Origin of the sequence: Actinokineospora diospyrosa, from assembly GCF_024171925.1 — a bacterium.
GTDB classification, from domain to species: domain Bacteria; phylum Actinomycetota; class Actinomycetes; order Mycobacteriales; family Pseudonocardiaceae; genus Actinokineospora; species Actinokineospora diospyrosa.
In genome coordinates this window covers 18,002-34,121 of sequence record NZ_JAMTCO010000018.1, presented here as the reverse complement: position 1 = coordinate 34,121, position 16,120 = coordinate 18,002, and the positions used below count along the sequence as shown (strand labels likewise).

Below are 16,120 nucleotides of genomic sequence, written 5' to 3'. Positions count from 1 at the left end.
TCGCGCCACCCTCCGGACGCCCGAATCGGGCCGTCCGGGGGGTTTTGGCGCGCCCGCGTGGTGTTCACGCAGGTAGACGGCTATGGGCTGACCGGGTGTGTTCAGGGGGTTCCCGGGAGTGGCGGAGGCGACACTTTCGCGAACCGCCGGTGTCGCCATCGCACTGCGTGACCGGTTCTGTGATCGCCGACACGGCGGTATCGTCGCAGGTCACGCTCGTCCAGATCACGCGTTGTTGATCAACTTCTGCCCGGGCGTCACGGACCGCACATGCTGGACCCGCGTTGTCCCCGCAGGCCAGGGGTCGGTAACGTCGCGGCACCGATCCGGAAGAAATCCCACCCCCACGGAGGAAATCGTGGCCCTTCCCCAGCTGACCGAGGAGCAGCGGGCCGCAGCGCTGGAGAAGGCGGCTGCCGCCCGTCGCGCCCGAGCCGAGCTCAAGGAGCGCCTGAAGCGAGGCGGAACCACCCTCAAGGACGTGCTGGCCCAGTCTGACAACGACGAGGTCCTGGGCAAGATGAAGGTCACCGCGCTGCTCGAGGCCCTCCCGGGCGTCGGCAAGGTGCGTGCCCAGCAGATCATCGAGCGCCTGGAGATCGCGCCGAGCAGGCGCCTGCGCGGACTCGGTGACCGCCAGCGCAAGGCGTTGCTGGCCGAGTTCAGCGGCGAGTGACCGAGAAGTCGCAAGGCCGTGAGCCGGGACCGGGCGTTGCGCCCCGGTCCCGGCTCGCTGTCGTGTCGGGCCCGTCCGGGGTCGGCAAGTCGAGCGTGGTCGCCGAACTGCGCAGGCTGCACCCGGACATCTACTTCAGCGTGTCGGTCACCACCCGCCGCCCGCGGCCGGGCGAGGTGGACGGCGCGCACTACCACTTCGTCGACCGCGCGGAGTTCGCGCGGATGGCGGGCTCGGGCGAGCTGCTCGAGCACGCCGAGTACGCGGGCAACTGCTACGGCACCCCGCGCGGCCCGGTCGAGGTCGCGCTGGCCGCGGGCAGGCCCGCCGTGCTGGAGATCGAACTGCAGGGGGCCCGCCAGGTGCGCCTGGCCATGCCCGAGGCGCTGCTGGTGATGCTGGTGCCGCCCTCGTGGGACGCGCTGGTGTCGCGGCTCACCGGTCGGGGCACCGAGGATCCCGAGGTCGTGGCGCGCAGGCTGGCCGTGGCGAAGGACGAACTGGCGGCCGAGGCCGAGTTCGACGCGGTCGTGGTGAACGCCGATGTGCCGACCGCCGCCAAGGAGTTGCTAACCTTGGTACTTCCGGACCCCTCGAACCAGGAGTGCACCGAGTGATCACCCCTACCGAGCTTGGCGCTCTCGGCGAGCCGACGACGCAGCTCGAAGGCATCACCAACCCCCCGATCGACGACCTGCTCGACAAGGTCAGCTCCAAGTACGCGCTGGTCATCTACGCGGCCAAGCGCGCGCGGCAGATCAACGACTACTACGCGCAGCTCGGCGAGGGCCTGCTGGAGTACGTCGGCCCGCTGGTGGAGCCCGGTCCCCGGGAGAAGCCGCTGTCCATCGCCCTGCGCGAGATCCACTCCGGCCTGCTTGAGCACACCGAGGGCGAGTGACCTCGCGGCCCAAGGTCGTTCTCGGCGTCGGTGGCGGGATCGCCGCCTACAAGGCCTGTGAGGTCTTGCGCAGGCTGACCGAGTCCGGTCACGACGTGCGGGTGGTACCGACCGAGGCCGCGCTGCGGTTCGTCGGTGCCGCCACGTTCGAGGCGCTCTCGGGCAACAAGGTGCACACCGGTGTGTTCTCGGACGTACCGGAGGTCCCGCACGTCCGGTTGGGCCAAGAGGCCGACCTGGTCGTCGTGGTGCCCGCCACCGCGGACCTGCTCGCCAGGGCCGCGCACGGGCTCGCCGACGACCTGCTGACGGGCACCCTGCTCACCGCGCGGTGCCCGGTGCTGATGATCCCGGCGATGCACACCGAGATGTGGGAGCACCCGGCCACCCAGGCCAACGTGGCCACCCTGCGCTCGCGGGGGACGGTCGTGACCGAGCCCGCCAGCGGCAGGCTCACCGGGGCCGACACGGGTAAGGGCAGGCTGGCAGACCCGGCTGAGATCGTTGACCTCGCCCGGCTGCTCTTGCACCGCCCAGACGCCTTGCCGCGTGACCTGGAGGGTCTCCGGGTCGTCGTCTCCGCGGGCGGCACCCGTGAACCGCTCGACCCGGTCCGCTACCTGGGCAACCGGTCCTCCGGCAAGCAGGGCTACGCCCTCGCCCGCACCGCCGCCCAGCGCGGCGCCCAGGTGACCTTGGTCTCGGCGCACACGCTGCCGCTGCCGGAGCCCGCCGGTGTGGACGTCGTCCGGGTGGGCACCGCCGCGCAACTGCGCGATGCCGTGCACGCGGCCGCGGGTACCGCCGACGTGGTGGTGATGGCCGCCGCCGTCGCCGATTTCCGGCCGGTCAGCTCGGCCGAGTTCAAGATCAAGAAGACCGATCGGGACCCGGCCCCTATAGCACTCACCCGCACCGCGGACGTACTCGCTGAGCTGGTCGCGGCCAGAACTGCCGGTCTTCTTCCAGACTGGCAGGTAATCGTCGGATTCGCGGCCGAGACCGGCGATTCCGGGGCCGATGTCCTCGACCATGCACGGGCCAAGCTCAAACGCAAGGGCTGTGACCTGCTCGTGGTGAACGCGGTCGGCGAGGGCAAGGCGTTCGAGACCGAGGACAACGCCGGGTGGCTGTTGTCGGCGGCTGGCGCCGAACGCCCGATCGCGTTGGGCTCGAAGGCGCAACTCGCGAGCGAAGTCTGGGACTCCGTAGTGGAACTGGTCCAATCTTCAAGCCGCTCCTGAGGGCGCTTCAGTACAGTTGCCCCGACACAGGGCGGACGATGTGGGGTAACTCGTGAGCGAGAACGGCAGCCGTAGGCTCTTTACTTCCGAGTCGGTCACCGAAGGCCACCCGGACAAGATCTGTGATGCGATCAGTGACGCGGTCTTGGACGCGCTGTTGGCGAAGGACCCGCGGTCGCGGGTGGCGGTGGAGACGCTCGTGACGACCGGCCAGGTGCACGTGGCCGGTGAGGTGACGACGGAGGCTTACGCGGATATCCCGAGCATCGTGCGGGATGTGATCCTGCGGATCGGGTACGACTCGTCGGCGAAGGGGTTCGACGGGAACTCCTGTGGTGTGAATGTGGCGATTGGTGCGCAGTCGCCGGATATCGCGCAGGGTGTGGACACGGCGCACGAGACCCGTGTGGAGAACGCTTCGGACGAGATCGATCGTCAGGGTGCGGGTGACCAGGGTTTGATGTTCGGGTACGCGTGCACCGACACCCCTGAGTTGATGCCGTTGCCGATCGCGTTGGCGCACCGGTTTTCGAAGCGTCTGACGAAGGTTCGCCAGGACGGTTTGGTGCCGTACTTGCGGCCGGACGGCAAGACCCAGGTCACCATCGAGTACGACGGTGATCGGGCTGTTCGGCTCGACACCGTGGTCGTGTCCTGGCAGCACGCCGAGGGCGTTGACCTGGAGCGGCTGCTCGGGGTGGATGTGCGCGAGGGTGTGGTGGTGCCCGAGTTGGGGGAGTTGGATCTCGACACCGCCGGGGTGCGGTTGTTGGTGAACCCGACCGGCCGGTTCGTCATCGGTGGTCCGATGGGTGACGCGGGCCTGACCGGCCGCAAGATCATCGTCGACACCTACGGCGGCATGGCCCGCCACGGTGGTGGCGCGTTCTCGGGCAAGGACCCGTCCAAGGTCGACCGCTCGGCCGCGTACGCGATGCGGTGGGTCGCCAAGAACGCGGTCGCCGCGGGTCTGGCCGACCGCATCGAGGTGCAGGTGGCCTACGCCATCGGCAAGGCTGCCCCGGTCGGTCTGTTCGTCGAGACCTTCGGCACCGAGAAGGTGGACCCGGCCAAGATCCAGACCGCCGTCCGCGAGGTGTTCGACCTGCGCCCGGCCGCGATCATCCGCGACCTGGACCTGCTGCGCCCGATCTACGCGCAGACCGCGGCGTACGGGCACTTCGGCCGCCCGGAGTTGGACCTGCCGTGGGAGCGCACCGACCGCGCCGACGACCTGCGGACCGCCGCGGGCGCTTAAGAGCACGTGTGTCACCTCTCCTCCACGGGTAACCGTGGGGGAGAGGTGATGTTTTGTGGGGACACCTACGATCCACGGCGTGCACTTCCAGCGACCCGGACCCCTGCGGTGGCTCTGGTACGCCATCGGCGGCACCCTGCCCGACCGCTACCGGCCGTGGGTGCTGTGGGACCTCACGGCCCGCACCTGGGTGTGGCGGCACTTCGCGCGGGTGATGGTGCTGTTCAGCCCGCTGTGGCTGCTGTTGTTCGTACCGGGCCCGCTGTCGCTGCGGTTCTCGATGGTCGCCGCCGGGTACGTGACCGGGCTGTACTTCTCGCTGTCCTTCATGGAAGACGCGTGCGAGAGGCGCCTCATCAAGCACGGCTATCCCATCGGCCTCAACCGCCGCATACGCGAAGAGGCCGAAACCGGGGACCGCTCCGAGATCGTGGCCCTCTACGCCGCCTACCACCAGGACCGTTCGGACTAGGCGTCTGGTAGACCAGCCCCTATGTCCGAACCCGACCCCGACGCCCTGTTCGACGTCGCGGTGTCGAAGCCCGCCCCGGCCCCGGCCAAGGGCAAGCAGGTGGCGGCCGCCGAACTGCCCGTCGCGAAGGTGTGGGTGGACGCCCCGTTGGCGCACCTCGACCGCACCTTCGACTACCTCGTGCCCGCCAAGCTCGATACCGAGGCGGCGCCGGGGTGCCGGGTCCGGGTCCGGTTCAACCGACAGCTGACGGACGGGTTCATCGCCGAACGCGTCGCGGAGTCCGATTTCGACGCCAACCGGTTGTTGTTCCTGGACAAGGTTGTCTCGCCGGAGCCTGTTCTCTCTCCCGAGGTCGCTGGGCTCTGCCGTGCCGTGGCCGACCGCTATGGCGGCACGATGATCGACGTTCTCCGGCTGGCAGTCCCACCTCGCCATGCGCGTGTTGAAGCCGAAGAGGCCGGTGAGCCCGCCGACGCACCCGCTGTGCCGGATCTGGAGGGGTGGGCGCGCTACCCGCGTGGGGCCGCGTTCCTGGACGCCTTGAAGGCTGGACGTCAGGCGCACGCGGTGTGGCAGGCGCTTCCGGGCGAAGACTGGCCACTGCGCTTGGCCGAGGTCGCGGTCACGGCAGCGTCATCGGGGCGTGGGGCCGTGATTGTCGTACCCGACCACCGCGACGTAACGCGCGTGAACGCTGCCTGCGTCGCTCTGGCAGGGGAAGACGCTGTGGTGGCGCTGTCGGCGGATCTGGGGCCCGCCAAGAGGTACCGGGGATGGCTGAACGTTCGCCGTGGGGTGGCGCGGATCGTCGTAGGCACCCGCGCGACCGCCTACGCGCCTGTCGCGGACCCGGGCGTCCTGGTCGTGTGGGACGACGGGGACGACCAGCACTCCGACCCGAGGTCGCCGTACCCGCACGTGCGGGACGTGCTGATCCAGCGCGCCACCCGCACGGGGGCGGCCATGGTCGTCGCCGGGTTCGCCCGCACCGCCGAGGCCCAACTCCTGGTGGACACGGGATGGGCGCCGGAGATCGTCGCCGCCCGCACCGAGGTCCGGGCGGCCGCGCCTCGGGTGACCGCGATCGGCGAGCACGACTCGCAGATGGCCCGAGACCCGGCCGCGAGGACTGCCCGCGTTCCCTCGGTGGCCTTCGACGCGGCTCGGGCAGCGCTAACGGCTGGGCATCCGGTACTGGTGCAGGTTCCTCGGCGGGGCTATGTGCCCGCGTTGACGTGTCAGGACTGCCGGGCTCCAGCGCGCTGCCGTCGGTGCGCGGGCCCGTTGGGCATACCGCCTGCCGGAGCTGAAGCCCGCCCGCCCGCGTGCCGGTGGTGCGCGGCGACCGAGGCCAACTTCCGGTGCCAGAACTGTGGTTCCCGTCGCCTACGGGCCGCTGTCATCGGAGCTAAGAGGACCGCGGAGGAACTAGGTCGCGCCTTCACCGGATTCCCTGTCCGGACCTCGGGAGCGCAAGAGGTGTTGGCGACCGTCAGTGCCAAGCCCGCTCTCGTAGTGGCGACGCCCGGCGCGGAACCCGTAGCCGAGGCCGGTTACGGGGCCGCCCTGCTCCTCGACGGCTGGGCACTTCTAGGTCGCGCCGACCTGCGCGCGACCGAAGAAGCCCTACGCCGCTGGATGACCGCCGCCGCCTTGGTGCGCCCAGCGGACGACGGCGGCCGTGTCGTGGTCCTCGCCGACTCCTCGATCCAGCCGGTCCAGGCCCTCGTCCGCTGGGACCCCGCCTGGCACGCGAGCATCGAACTGGCCGCCCGCACCGAGTTGGGCTTCCCACCCGCCGTGCGCATGGCGTCCGCCGACGGCAGCCCCGCCGCCGTTGCCCGGCTCCTGGCAGACCTACCGCTCCCACCCACCGGCGAGATCCTCGGTCCCGTCCCCCTGGGGGACCCGGACGCACCCGACCCCCGTGAGCGGGTCCTCATCCGGGTCGCCCGACCGCACGGCCGGGAACTCGCCGCTGTGCTGGCCAAGGCCCAAGCGGTCCGCACCGCGCGCAAGGACCCCGACCCGCTGCGCGTCCAACTCGACCCGCTCGACCTCATCTGAGGCCTGCCCCGCTGGTGGTGGTCATGGGCACCTCGACGGGCGAATAGACTGGTCCGACCGACCTGTACCGAGGGGATGACGTGTGACCGTCCAGCCGATCCGGCTCTTTGGCGACCCCGTGCTGCGCACCCCGGCCGACGAGGTCGTCGACTTCGACCGGGAGTTGCGCAACCTGGTGCGCGACCTGTGGGACACCATGCGCGACGAGGGCGGGGCAGGCCTGGCCGCACCCCAGCTCGGTGTCGGTCTGCGCGTGTTCACCTACGCCTGCGACGGGGAGGAGGGGCACCTGGTCAACCCGGTGTGGACCTCCCTCGACGAGGAGACCCAAGAGGGGCCGGAGGGCTGCCTGTCCATCCCGGGCTTCTCCTGGGACTGCCGCAGGCACCGCAACGTGGTCGCGCGCGGGTTCAACGAACATGGCGAGCCCATCGAGATCCAGGGCAGCGACCTGCTGGCCCGCTGCATCCAGCACGAGACCGACCACCTCGACGGCGTCCTGTTCCTCGACCGCCTCGACGACGACACGCGCAAGCAGGCGATGAAGGAGATCCGGCAGGCCACCTGGTTCGACGGTGCCGTGCCGACTCTCAAGCAGAGCCCGCACCCGCTGTTCGGGGCCCGCTGATGCGCTTGGTGTTCGCGGGCACGCCCGAGGTGGCGCTGCCTTCGTTGCGCGCGCTTATCGCGTCGCGGCACGAGGTGGCCGCTGTCATCACCCGCCCCGATGCCCCTGCCGGGCGCGGTAGGCACACCTCGCGTTCTCCCGTCGGCGAGCTCGCCGACGAGCACGGCATCGAGGTCCTCACCCCGCACAAGGCGTCCGACCCGGCGTTCCTGGACCGGTTGCGCGAGATCGGCCCGGACCTGTGCCCGGTCGTCGCCTACGGGGCCCTGCTCCGGCAGGCCGCACTGGACATCCCGCCACACGGTTGGGTGAACCTGCACTTCTCCGTGCTGCCCGCCTGGCGCGGTGCGGCCCCGGTGCAGGCCGCGATCCGCCACGGTGACGAGATCACCGGCGCCAGCACCTTCCGCATCGTCCGCGAACTCGACGCGGGCCCGGTCTTCGGTGTGCTCACCGAGCCGATCCGCCCCGACGACACCGCGGGTGTGCTGCTCGAGCGGCTCGCCGAGGCGGGCGCCGGACTCCTCACGTCCACTGTGGACGGAATCGAGTCGGCCGAGCTCGCCGCCGTCGAGCAACCCGCCGACGGCGTCAGCTACGCCGCGAAGATCTCCGTCGACGACGCCAAGGTCGACTTCGCCCGGCCAGGCCTCGCGGTGGACCGCCTGGTCCGCGCGGTCACCCCGGAACCGGGGGCGTGGGCGTGGTTCCGCGGTGAACGCCTCAAACTCGGCCCGCTCACCAGAGCCGAGTCCGACACCCCGCTGGCACCTGGCGAGGTGCTGGTAGAGCGCAAACGCGTTCTCGTGGGTACCGCCACCTGGCCGGTGAGCCTCGGTGAGGTTCAGGCCCAGGGGAAGAAGCGCATGCAGGCCACCGACTGGGCCCGCGGCAGCCGCATCGAGCCGGGGGAGCGAGTCGGATGACCCAGCCAGGAAAACGCGCACACCGACCGTCGCGGCCCAACCGCGCGCACCCGCCGCGCAGGCCCGCCACCCCGGAGCGCCCGCCCATCGACGACCCGGCCCGGCGCGCCGCGCTCGACGTCCTGCAGGCCGTGCGGCACGACGACGCCTACGCCAACCTCGTGCTGCCCAAGCTGTTGCGCGAGCGCCGCATCACCGGCCGCGACGCCGCGTTGGCCACCGAACTCGCCTACGGCACCTGCCGCGCCTGGGGCCTGCTCGACGAGATCCTCGCCGAGTGCGTCGACCGGCCGCTGAGCAAGGTCGAGCCGGTGCTGCTCGACGCGCTGCGGCTGGGCGCCTACCAGCTCATGCGCACCCGCATCCCGGCGCACGCCGCCGTGGCGTCCACCGTGGACCTGGTGCGCCGCGACCTCGGCCCCCGCGTCACCGGCTTCGCCAACGCCGTGCTGCGCAAGGTCACCGAGCGCGACGAGGCCGGGTGGCTGGAGGTCATCGCGCCCTCGCGCGACGAGGACCCGATCGGGCACCTCGCCGCGTACACCAGCCACCCGCGCTGGATCGCCCGCGCCTTCGCCGACGCCCTCGGCAGCACCGGTGACGAGCTCGCCGACGCGCTGCGCGCCGACGACGAGCGACCCGCCGTGCACCTGGCCGCCCGGCCCGGTGAGGTCACCGCGGAGGAGTTGGCCGCGATGACCGGCGGCGACCCGGCGCCGTACTCGCCTTACGGGGTCCGGCTGGAACCGGGCTCGGGCGACCCGGGCGACCTGGAGGCGATCCGCGAGCGCCTCGCGGGCGTGCAGGACGAGGGCAGCCAGCTGTGCGCCGTCGCCCTGACCCGCGTCCCCGTCGAGGGCGCCGACACCCGCTGGCTCGACCTGTGCGCGGGTCCCGGCGGCAAGGCGGCGATGCTGGGCGCGCTGACCGCGATCAACGGCGGCACCCTCGACGCGGTCGAGATCGCCCCGCACCGGGCCCGGCTGGTCGAGCAGATCACCACCGGCCTGCCGGTCACCGTGCACGTCGCCGACGGCCGCGAGCCGGGCTTGGCTGGTTCGTTCGACCGCGTCCTGGTCGACGCCCCGTGCACCGGGCTCGGCGCGCTGCGCCGCCGCCCCGAGGCCCGCTGGCGCCGCCACCCCGAGGACGTCGGCGACCTCACCAAGACCCAGCGGGAACTGCTGACCAGCGCGCTCGGGCTGGTCCGCCCCGGCGGGGTCGTGGCCTACGTCGTGTGCTCGCCGCACCTGTCGGAGACCGAGGGCGTGGTGTCTTCGGTGGCCAGGGCCACCGGCGCGACCGTGCTCGACGCCCGGCCGAGCTTCCCCGAGGGGATGCCCGGGCTCGGCGACGGTCCGTTCGTGCAGCTCTGGCCGCACCGGCACGGCACCGACGCCATGTTCTGCGCCCTGCTCCGCCGATGATCCTCGCTGTGGTGGCCGCGGCCGCCGCCGGTGTCGACCAGCGGCTGCGCGTCGAGGTGGCCGAGCCCGCCGCCGCGCGCGGGTGGCGCTTGGCGATCACGTTCACCCCGACCGCTGGCCAGTGGATGGACGCGGTGGGGGAGACGGGGCGGTTGCAGGCGTTGACCGCGCTGCCGGTGCGCAGCCGGTCGCGGTTGCCGGGCGAGCCGAAGCCGTACCCGGTGCCCGACGCGTTCCTGTTCGTGCCCGCCACGGCGAACTCGCTGGCCAAGTTGGCCCTCGGGATCGCCGACAACCAGGCCCTCACCGCGCTCGGCGAGGCGCTGGGCACGCCGGGGGTACCGGTGGTGATCCGCCCGCAGGCCGCCGCGGCGCAGCGCGCACACCCGGTGTTCACCCGGCATCTGGACACTCTGCGGGAGGTGGGCTGCGTCGTGTCCGACGCCGACCCCGCCGACCCGTGGGAGCCGTTGCTCGACCTGTTGGAGGGACCATGACGCGCGTCGCCGTGATCGGGATGGGCGGGACCATCGCGATGGCACCGAGCGCCGCGGGCGGGGTCGTGCCCGCCCTCGACGCCGCCGACCTGATCGCCGCCGTGCCCGGGCTCGCCGAGCTCGGCCTGGAGATCACCGCGCGCGGGCTGCGGTCGCTGCCCAGCCCGTCGCTGGGCTTCGCCGACCTGGTGGCGCTGTCGGCGGCCGTGCGGGCCGAGATCGACGCGGGCGCGGCGGGCGTGGTGGTCACCCACGGCACGGACACCATCGAGGAGACCGCGCTTTTCCTGGACCTGACCGTGGACTCCGACGTCCCGGTCGTGGTCACCGGCGCCATGCGGCACCCCACCTCGGCGGGCGCCGACGGTCCGGCGAACCTGTTCGCCGCGATCCGGGTCGCGGTGTCCTCGGCCGCCAGGGGCCTCGGCACCCTGGTGGTCATGTCGGACGAGGTGCACGGCGCCCGGTTCGTCCGAAAAGGACACACGAGCAGCACCGCCGCGTTCGTCTCGCCCGGGTTCGGCCCGCTCGGCCTGGTGGTGGAGGGCGAACCCCGATTGCGCGGCACACCACGGGTGCCGCTGCACCTACCCGCCACCGACGCCGTGTCCCGACTGCGGGTCGGCCTGGTGACGGTCGCCCTGGGCGACGACGGCGAACTGCTGCGCCTGAGCGGTCCGGCGTTCGACGGGCTCGTGCTCGCCGGGTTGGGCGCCGGTCACGTGCCCGTGGAGATGGTGCCGGTGGTGGCTGAGCTCGCAGCCCGTGTGCCGGTGGTGCTCGCATCGCGCACCGGCTCAGGACCGGTCCTACGGCACACCTACGGCTACCCCGGCTCGGAACGGGACCTACTGGACCGCGGCCTACTGCACGCAGGCTTCCTCGACCCGGCTAAAGCCCGCGTCCTGCTGCTCTTGCTCCTGGCTGATGGCGCGGACCGGTCTCGCATCGCGAGTGCCTTCGACCACTACCGGTGACCTAACGACCGCGTTCGGCTTAGATGGCGCTCATGGACATAGTCTCCCCGGCGCTCAGCGACTACCTGCTTGCCCACTCCTCCCAGCCCGACGACCTGCTCCGCGAGCTGGCCGCGGAAACCGCCGCCGAGTTCCCCGACTCCGCCCAGATGCAGATCAGCCACGACGAGGGCGAACTCCTCACCATGCTGGTCCGCCTGGTGGGCGCCCGCACCGCCGTCGAAGTAGGCGTCTTCACCGGCTACTCGTCCCTCTGCATCGCCCGCGGCCTCCCCGCCACCGGCACCCTCCTAGCCTGCGACGTCAGCGAGGAGTGGACCAAGATCGCCCGCCGCTACTGGGACCGCGCGGGGGTAGCCGACAAGATCGACCTGCGGATCGCGCCCGCACTCGACACCCTGCGCGAACTGCCAGAGGCACCAACGATCGACTTCGCGTTCATTGATGCCGACAAGACGGGCTACCTGTCGTACTACACAGAACTGGTGCCGCGGCTGCGCCCTGGCGGTTTGATCGTGCTGGACAACGTGCTGCAGAGCGGCCGCGTGGTCGACCCAGCCGCCACCGACCGCAACACGGTAGCGATCCGAGAGGTAAATGCCCAGGTGGCGGCGGATCCACGGGTGGAGGTTGCGATGCTGCCGGTGCGGGACGGGATTACGTTGGCACGCAAGCGGTAGGGACTGTGCCTGTTGTGGCTTACGACGGGCTTGGTTGCCTATAACGGATCTGCCGTCCACTGGTCTGCTGTCCGCGGGTCCGTTGTCCGCTGGTCTGCCGTCCGCTGGTCTGTTGTCCGCGGGTCTGCTGTCCACAACGGTTCTGGTTGTCCACAGGGGCCGCTTCGGTGCTGCCGTTTTGTCGGGGCTCGTCGGTAGGCTGTATATCGGGGGCTCTTGCGGCAGATGATCTTGTAGGCGGCTGGTTGTGGTGGTTGGTTGTCCACAACGGCTTCTGCTGTCCACAGGGCGTTGTTCGGCGCTCCCGGCTTGTCGGTGCTGCGCGGTAAACTGTGTATTTGGGGGCTTTCGATCAGGTTGATCTTGACGTCAGCCGTTGCTGGGGGTGCGGGGCAAGGGATTCGGGCCTCCGCCTTCGGCTCCGGGAGTCGCCTCGTCGCCTGGCGGCAACATCGGCGGAGATCCGCGGCAATGCGACAAGCTCGATGGGGCGAACTTGTTTTGCGCGGGGCCCCTACAACACCCGTGGCAGAACCGCAAAGCAGGGGCCCAAAAGCAGGCCCTGCCGCTGACGACGCTACGGGTGTTGTCCCCCCACGCAAAACAAGTCCGCCCCATCGAGCCGGCCTGGCACCAGCGAGTCCGACTGTCCAGGCGCTGGGAAGGTGGGCTGGGGCGGACCTGACGGGGCGCAGGTTGGCACCGCAGAGTCCGAGTGTCCACGGGCTGAGCAGGTGGGTTGGGTCGAACCTGACGGGGCTGGGCTGGCACCGCTGGGTCTGAGTGTCCAGGGGCCGGGTTGGCAGGGCCGACTCGGTGGGCTGGCCCGGCACCAGTGGCTTCCGAGTGTTCAGTGTTCGAGGTTCTAAGAGCCAGTAAGGCACTGGGCGGGAGTTGAGGCCGGTAGCGCCAACTCGTCTCTCTTACTGCTGAGACGTGAGCTGAGTTCGTAGGCGTGGGCGAAGAAGGACGGCGAGCAGGGCTGGTTGGTCGGAGAAGATTTCTTCGGCTCCGGGGCGGGTGCTGTACCGGACCATGGCTTGAACCACGTCCGCGAACGGCTGCTCCCGCACAGTCCGCACCACCTGTCGCATGGTGTCTTCGTCCTCCGCTAAATGCGCAGTTTCCCAACGCTCAAACAAGAAGCCCAGTGTCAACCGTGCCTCCTGTCGCCCCCGCGTCAAGATGTCCCGGTTCAAGCCGCACACCTGCGTCGTCACCTCACCCCGCTCTGTAAGAGGCCGATACCGCCCCAAAGTCAGCGACAGCGCCAAGTGCTCGAACGGGTCGTCCACAGTCGGGTCTAAGAGGAGTGCTCGGCCACGGGCGTCGCGGGGGAACTGGTCGCGCTTGTGGTGGCTGTTGCAGACAGAGCAAGCCAGTAAGTGGTTGGTCCAAGCGAACGTCAGCAAGGGAGTTAGGGCTACCGGGGAGAAGTGGTCGACGTCGGTGCCTTGGTTGTCGCCGCAGTACATGCAGCGTTCTCGGCCTGGGGCGAACTCTCGTAATCGGCTGCCGATGGAGGTGCGCAGTGTTGCGCGGGAACGCCAAGAGGTGCGGGCTTTCGCGGACTGCTCCTTGCGTGGGATCGCTCGCAGGGCGTCGGTCGCGCGTTGCAATGACTCCGCCAACTCGTCCGGGAGTGGCGGGCGGGTCAGGCGGATCATCGGTGGTCGTCGCCTGCTATCAGGCGGGCGGCGACCTCGGTGACCCTGGCTGACGGGGAGCTGGTGAGGGTTTGTTTGAGCTGGTGGTAGCGGGTGCGCTCCTGCTCGTCGGCCACTCCGTCGAGGACCTTGAGTTCCAGTTCGACCAGCAGGTGCCGTAGCTGGATCGCGCGGTTTGAGTACGCGGTGTCCAGGCCGAACAGGTCCGAGAGCACCGCGTCGTCGCCGGTGCCGTAGACGATGCGCTCCCACAGGTCCGGGTCGACCGTTTGCGGGCTCATGTCCTGGTCGGGGCCGGGGAGGCGGATCAGGCCCGCCGGGTCGGCGGATTGGCAGATGTAGGGGCTGTGCGTGGTGACCAGGAACTGGATCTGCGGGAAGTGCTGCTTGAGCCACTCGCCGATGCGCTTCTGCCAGGACACGTGCAGGTGCGCGTCGATCTCGTCGATGATGACCACGCCCGGTACGCCCACCACCGTGCCGTCGGGGTCCAAGTGCAGATCGCCATAGCTCTCGTAGAGCTGCTTAAGCAGGTCGACGACTAGGGCGACGACGGTGCGGTAGCCGTCGCTCATCTCGCGCAGGGGGAAGCGGTGGCCGCCGTCGGAGACCCAGAGGCCCTCGGAGTCGACCTCGTTGATCCGGTAGTCGTCGGGCAGCAGGCCGTCGCCGAGGATCCGCAGGGCGGACTCCTTGAGGTACTTCGCCCCCTCGCGCCGCTCCAGGGCCCGCAGGTGCTGCTCGATCAACCACGCCACGCCCTCGGCCAGCGAGGCGTCTTCGTGGAACAGGCTCGCCATCCGCGCGACGCTGCCCGCGCCGAGCATCAGCCGTTGCACGTCGCCGGTGCCGCCGATGAGCCTGCGGAACGGGCCGTACGCGGCGCAGAACCAGCCGGACGGGTTGTCGTGCCACGGTCCGTTGCGCGGCGCGGTCTTGGCGCGGCCGTCCTCGCTGTGCTCCTCCAGCGACGGCTGCACCGGGCGGCGCGCCCAAGCGGTGTCCTCGGCGTCAGCGGCCGTCCAGCGCAGGCCTGCCCAGAACGGCCGCTCCGGGGGCCGCCCCTTCTTGAACCGCTCGAAGTTCAGGTCGAAGGTGAGTTGCACGGCGGCCGTCGCGTCCGACTTGCCCACCGAGATCCAGTTGTCGAAATCGGCTACCAGCGTCCGCGCCGCGGCAGGCCCGCCGACGGCCAGGGCGATTCCGCGCAGCAGCGACGTCTTACCCGACCCGTTGCGGCCCGCCAGGACCGTCCACCCCGCGTAGCTGTTGTCGGGCCTGCGCAGGTCCAGGTCGACGATCCGCCCGTCGTGGAAACCCCGGACGTTGACCAGCCGGACCCGCGAGACATACATGCCCCGATTCTACCGGCCCGCACCGACAACCACCCCGGATGACCTGGCCTTTCAGAGCGCGAACCGAGCGGGCGGGCGGGCCTCTCCGGTCGCCAGGGCGGCCAGCACCTCACCCACCGCGGGCAGGAACTTGAAGCCGTGGCCGGAGAAGCCCGCGCCGATCACCACCGGGCCCACCCGGTCGAGGATGAAGTCGGAGTCGGTCGTGCTCGTGTAGGTGCAGCTGATCGGCGTGAACGCGTCGGGGTCGACACCGGGCAGCCAGGTCCGCGCGTAGTCGCGCAACGCGGCCAGCTGCCCCGGTTCCGCCGTGAAGTCGCGGTCGTCCGGGTCCACCACCGGTCCGACGCCGTGGAAGCCCGCCTTCACGCCGAGCCCCGGTGTGGCCAACCCGTAGACCCCGCTCGGGTACGGGTCGTCGATGTGGTGCACGAACGCTGGCCACCCGGCCGTCTCCGACGCGAAGTACGCGGGCTGCTCCTGCGTGACCCGCAGCGGTGGCAGGCCGACGATGCCGTCCAACAGCTTCGCCGACCACGCCCCCACCGTCACCACCGCTGTTCGCGCGACAACGGTGCCCTCGTCGGTGTCCACCTCCGCAAGATCGCCGCGGATCCGCAAACGGTGCACTGGACTCTCGTGGCGTACCTGCGCTCCGGCCAAGACGGCTGCCGACTGGAGAGCGCGCACAGCGGCGTCGGCGTCGAGCGTCCCGCTCACGGGGTGGAAGAAAACGGTGCCCTCGAACCTGATCCCCGGCCAGCGTTCGGCGGCCGCAGCGAGCGATAGGAACGTTCCTGGACTGCCCGCCCGCGCCACCGCGGCGGCCAGGTCCGCGAACGACACCTGTCCGTGGCTGACACCCCCGGTGATCTCCAGGAGAGCCGTGCCCGTCACCGATTCGAGCTCCTGCCACAGCGGGTGCGCCCGCTGCGCCAACTCGACGTAGTCGGATTCCGGGTACGTCACCCGGAAGATCCGGGAGGCTCCATGCGATGCGCCGAACGTGTGACCCGCGGCGAACCGCTCCACCAGGAGCACGTCGAGTCCCCGCTCGGCCAAGCGCCACGCGGCCGCCGAACCGACGCCACCACCGCCGATCACCACCGCGTCGACAACGCGGGCCGAAGTGGCCACAGCACACCTCCACGCGGTCGACGGAACTCCGCGGTCCACTATGGACCACGGGGGCATTTCCGCTCAGTTTCCGGATCGCCAGCCGCCTTGTCCACGAGTCGATCATGGCTCTCACATGCTGAACACCGGCTCTCTGAGCTCTGCGGAGATCTAGCATCTGCCGCGTCAACCACGCGCCAATCCGTGGAGCCCCCGTGACCTCCTC

Annotated in this window: 16 protein-coding genes; 13 read left to right on the top strand and 3 right to left on the bottom strand. The window is 70.5% G+C overall.

The window, feature by feature from the left end; genetic code table 11:
• Positions 1–358 precede the first annotated feature (358 nt).
• The 13 genes from mihF to LV75_RS30720 all read left to right on the top strand — a co-directional run bounded on the left by mihF (position 359) and on the right by LV75_RS30720 (position 11,756).
• Positions 359–676 (top strand): integration host factor, actinobacterial type, encoded by a 318-nt coding sequence (gene mihF / locus LV75_RS30780; protein WP_018686179.1) that lies wholly within the window; start codon positions 359–361, stop codon positions 674–676.
• A complete protein-coding gene (gmk, locus tag LV75_RS30775) occupies positions 673–1,293 on the top strand; it encodes a guanylate kinase (RefSeq protein ID WP_253890873.1) in 621 nt (206 codons plus the stop codon). Before mihF ends, gmk begins: the two co-directional genes overlap by 4 nt.
• Positions 1,290–1,577, top strand: coding sequence for a DNA-directed RNA polymerase subunit omega (gene rpoZ, locus LV75_RS30770; RefSeq protein WP_092776269.1), 288 nt, complete (start codon positions 1,290–1,292; stop codon positions 1,575–1,577). Before gmk ends, rpoZ begins: the two co-directional genes overlap by 4 nt.
• A complete protein-coding gene (gene coaBC / locus LV75_RS30765; protein ID WP_253890872.1) occupies positions 1,574–2,821 on the top strand; it encodes a bifunctional phosphopantothenoylcysteine decarboxylase/phosphopantothenate--cysteine ligase CoaBC in 1,248 nt (415 codons plus the stop codon). Before rpoZ ends, coaBC begins: the two co-directional genes overlap by 4 nt.
• A 52-nt stretch (positions 2,822–2,873) precedes the next feature.
• Entirely contained in the window at positions 2,874–4,079 is a 1,206-nt protein-coding gene (gene metK / locus LV75_RS30760; protein ID WP_253890871.1) for a methionine adenosyltransferase, read from the top strand.
• A gap of 79 nt (positions 4,080–4,158) precedes the next feature.
• Positions 4,159–4,551 carry a DUF5313 family protein gene (locus LV75_RS30755; protein WP_253890870.1) on the top strand — a complete coding sequence of 131 codons (393 nt, stop codon included), beginning with the start codon at positions 4,159–4,161 and terminating at the stop codon, positions 4,549–4,551.
• A 21-nt stretch (positions 4,552–4,572) separates the two neighbouring features.
• Positions 4,573–6,621, top strand: coding sequence for a primosomal protein N' (locus tag LV75_RS30750; protein ID WP_253890869.1), 2,049 nt, complete (start codon positions 4,573–4,575; stop codon positions 6,619–6,621).
• Positions 6,622–6,703: 82 nt separating this feature from the next.
• Positions 6,704–7,249, top strand: coding sequence for a peptide deformylase (gene def / locus LV75_RS30745; protein ID WP_253890868.1), 546 nt, complete (start codon positions 6,704–6,706; stop codon positions 7,247–7,249).
• Positions 7,249–8,175 (top strand): methionyl-tRNA formyltransferase, encoded by a 927-nt coding sequence (fmt, locus tag LV75_RS30740; RefSeq protein ID WP_253890867.1) that lies wholly within the window; start codon positions 7,249–7,251, stop codon positions 8,173–8,175. Before def ends, fmt begins: the two co-directional genes overlap by 1 nt.
• Positions 8,172–9,602 (top strand): RsmB/NOP family class I SAM-dependent RNA methyltransferase, encoded by a 1,431-nt coding sequence (locus LV75_RS30735; RefSeq protein WP_253890866.1) that lies wholly within the window; start codon positions 8,172–8,174, stop codon positions 9,600–9,602. The genes fmt and LV75_RS30735 overlap by 4 nt, the downstream gene beginning before the upstream one ends.
• Positions 9,599–10,099 carry a flavoprotein gene (locus LV75_RS30730; RefSeq protein ID WP_253890865.1) on the top strand — a complete coding sequence of 167 codons (501 nt, stop codon included), beginning with the start codon at positions 9,599–9,601 and terminating at the stop codon, positions 10,097–10,099. Before LV75_RS30735 ends, LV75_RS30730 begins: the two co-directional genes overlap by 4 nt.
• A complete protein-coding gene (locus LV75_RS30725; protein WP_253890864.1) occupies positions 10,096–11,076 on the top strand; it encodes an asparaginase in 981 nt (326 codons plus the stop codon). The genes LV75_RS30730 and LV75_RS30725 overlap by 4 nt, the downstream gene beginning before the upstream one ends.
• Before the next feature lie 32 nt (positions 11,077–11,108).
• Positions 11,109–11,756, top strand: a complete 648-nt coding sequence (locus LV75_RS30720; protein WP_253890863.1) for an O-methyltransferase — start codon at positions 11,109–11,111, stop codon at positions 11,754–11,756.
• 923 nt (positions 11,757–12,679) lie between these two features.
• On the opposite strand, the gene LV75_RS30715 is transcribed toward LV75_RS30720, so the two are convergent.
• The 3 genes from LV75_RS30715 to LV75_RS30705 are packed head-to-tail and all read right to left on the bottom strand — an operon-like array spanning position 12,680 to position 15,915.
• Positions 12,680–13,423 carry an HNH endonuclease family protein gene (locus LV75_RS30715; RefSeq protein ID WP_253890862.1) on the bottom strand — a complete coding sequence of 248 codons (744 nt, stop codon included), beginning with the start codon at positions 13,421–13,423 and terminating at the stop codon, positions 12,680–12,682.
• Entirely contained in the window at positions 13,420–14,778 is a 1,359-nt protein-coding gene (locus tag LV75_RS30710) for an AAA family ATPase (RefSeq protein ID WP_253890861.1), read from the bottom strand. Before LV75_RS30710 ends, LV75_RS30715 begins: the two co-directional genes overlap by 4 nt.
• A gap of 51 nt (positions 14,779–14,829) precedes the next feature.
• Positions 14,830–15,915, bottom strand: coding sequence for an FAD-dependent oxidoreductase (locus LV75_RS30705; protein WP_253890860.1), 1,086 nt, complete (start codon positions 15,913–15,915; stop codon positions 14,830–14,832).
• Positions 15,916–16,120 lie beyond the last annotated feature (205 nt).

Coding starts and splice junctions, on each gene's coding strand:
- LV75_RS30725 (WP_253890864.1), top strand. CDS start 10,096: ATGACGCGCGTCGCCGTGATCGGGATGGGCGGGACCATCGCGATGGCA.
- LV75_RS30750 (WP_253890869.1), top strand. CDS start 4,573: ATGTCCGAACCCGACCCCGACGCCCTGTTCGACGTCGCGGTGTCGAAG.
- LV75_RS30710 (WP_253890861.1), bottom strand. CDS start 14,778: ATGTATGTCTCGCGGGTCCGGCTGGTCAACGTCCGGGGTTTCCACGAC.
- LV75_RS30720 (WP_253890863.1), top strand. CDS start 11,109: ATGGACATAGTCTCCCCGGCGCTCAGCGACTACCTGCTTGCCCACTCC.
- LV75_RS30730 (WP_253890865.1), top strand. CDS start 9,599: ATGATCCTCGCTGTGGTGGCCGCGGCCGCCGCCGGTGTCGACCAGCGG.
- fmt (WP_253890867.1), top strand. CDS start 7,249: ATGCGCTTGGTGTTCGCGGGCACGCCCGAGGTGGCGCTGCCTTCGTTG.
- LV75_RS30735 (WP_253890866.1), top strand. CDS start 8,172: ATGACCCAGCCAGGAAAACGCGCACACCGACCGTCGCGGCCCAACCGC.
- LV75_RS30715 (WP_253890862.1), bottom strand. CDS start 13,423: ATGATCCGCCTGACCCGCCCGCCACTCCCGGACGAGTTGGCGGAGTCA.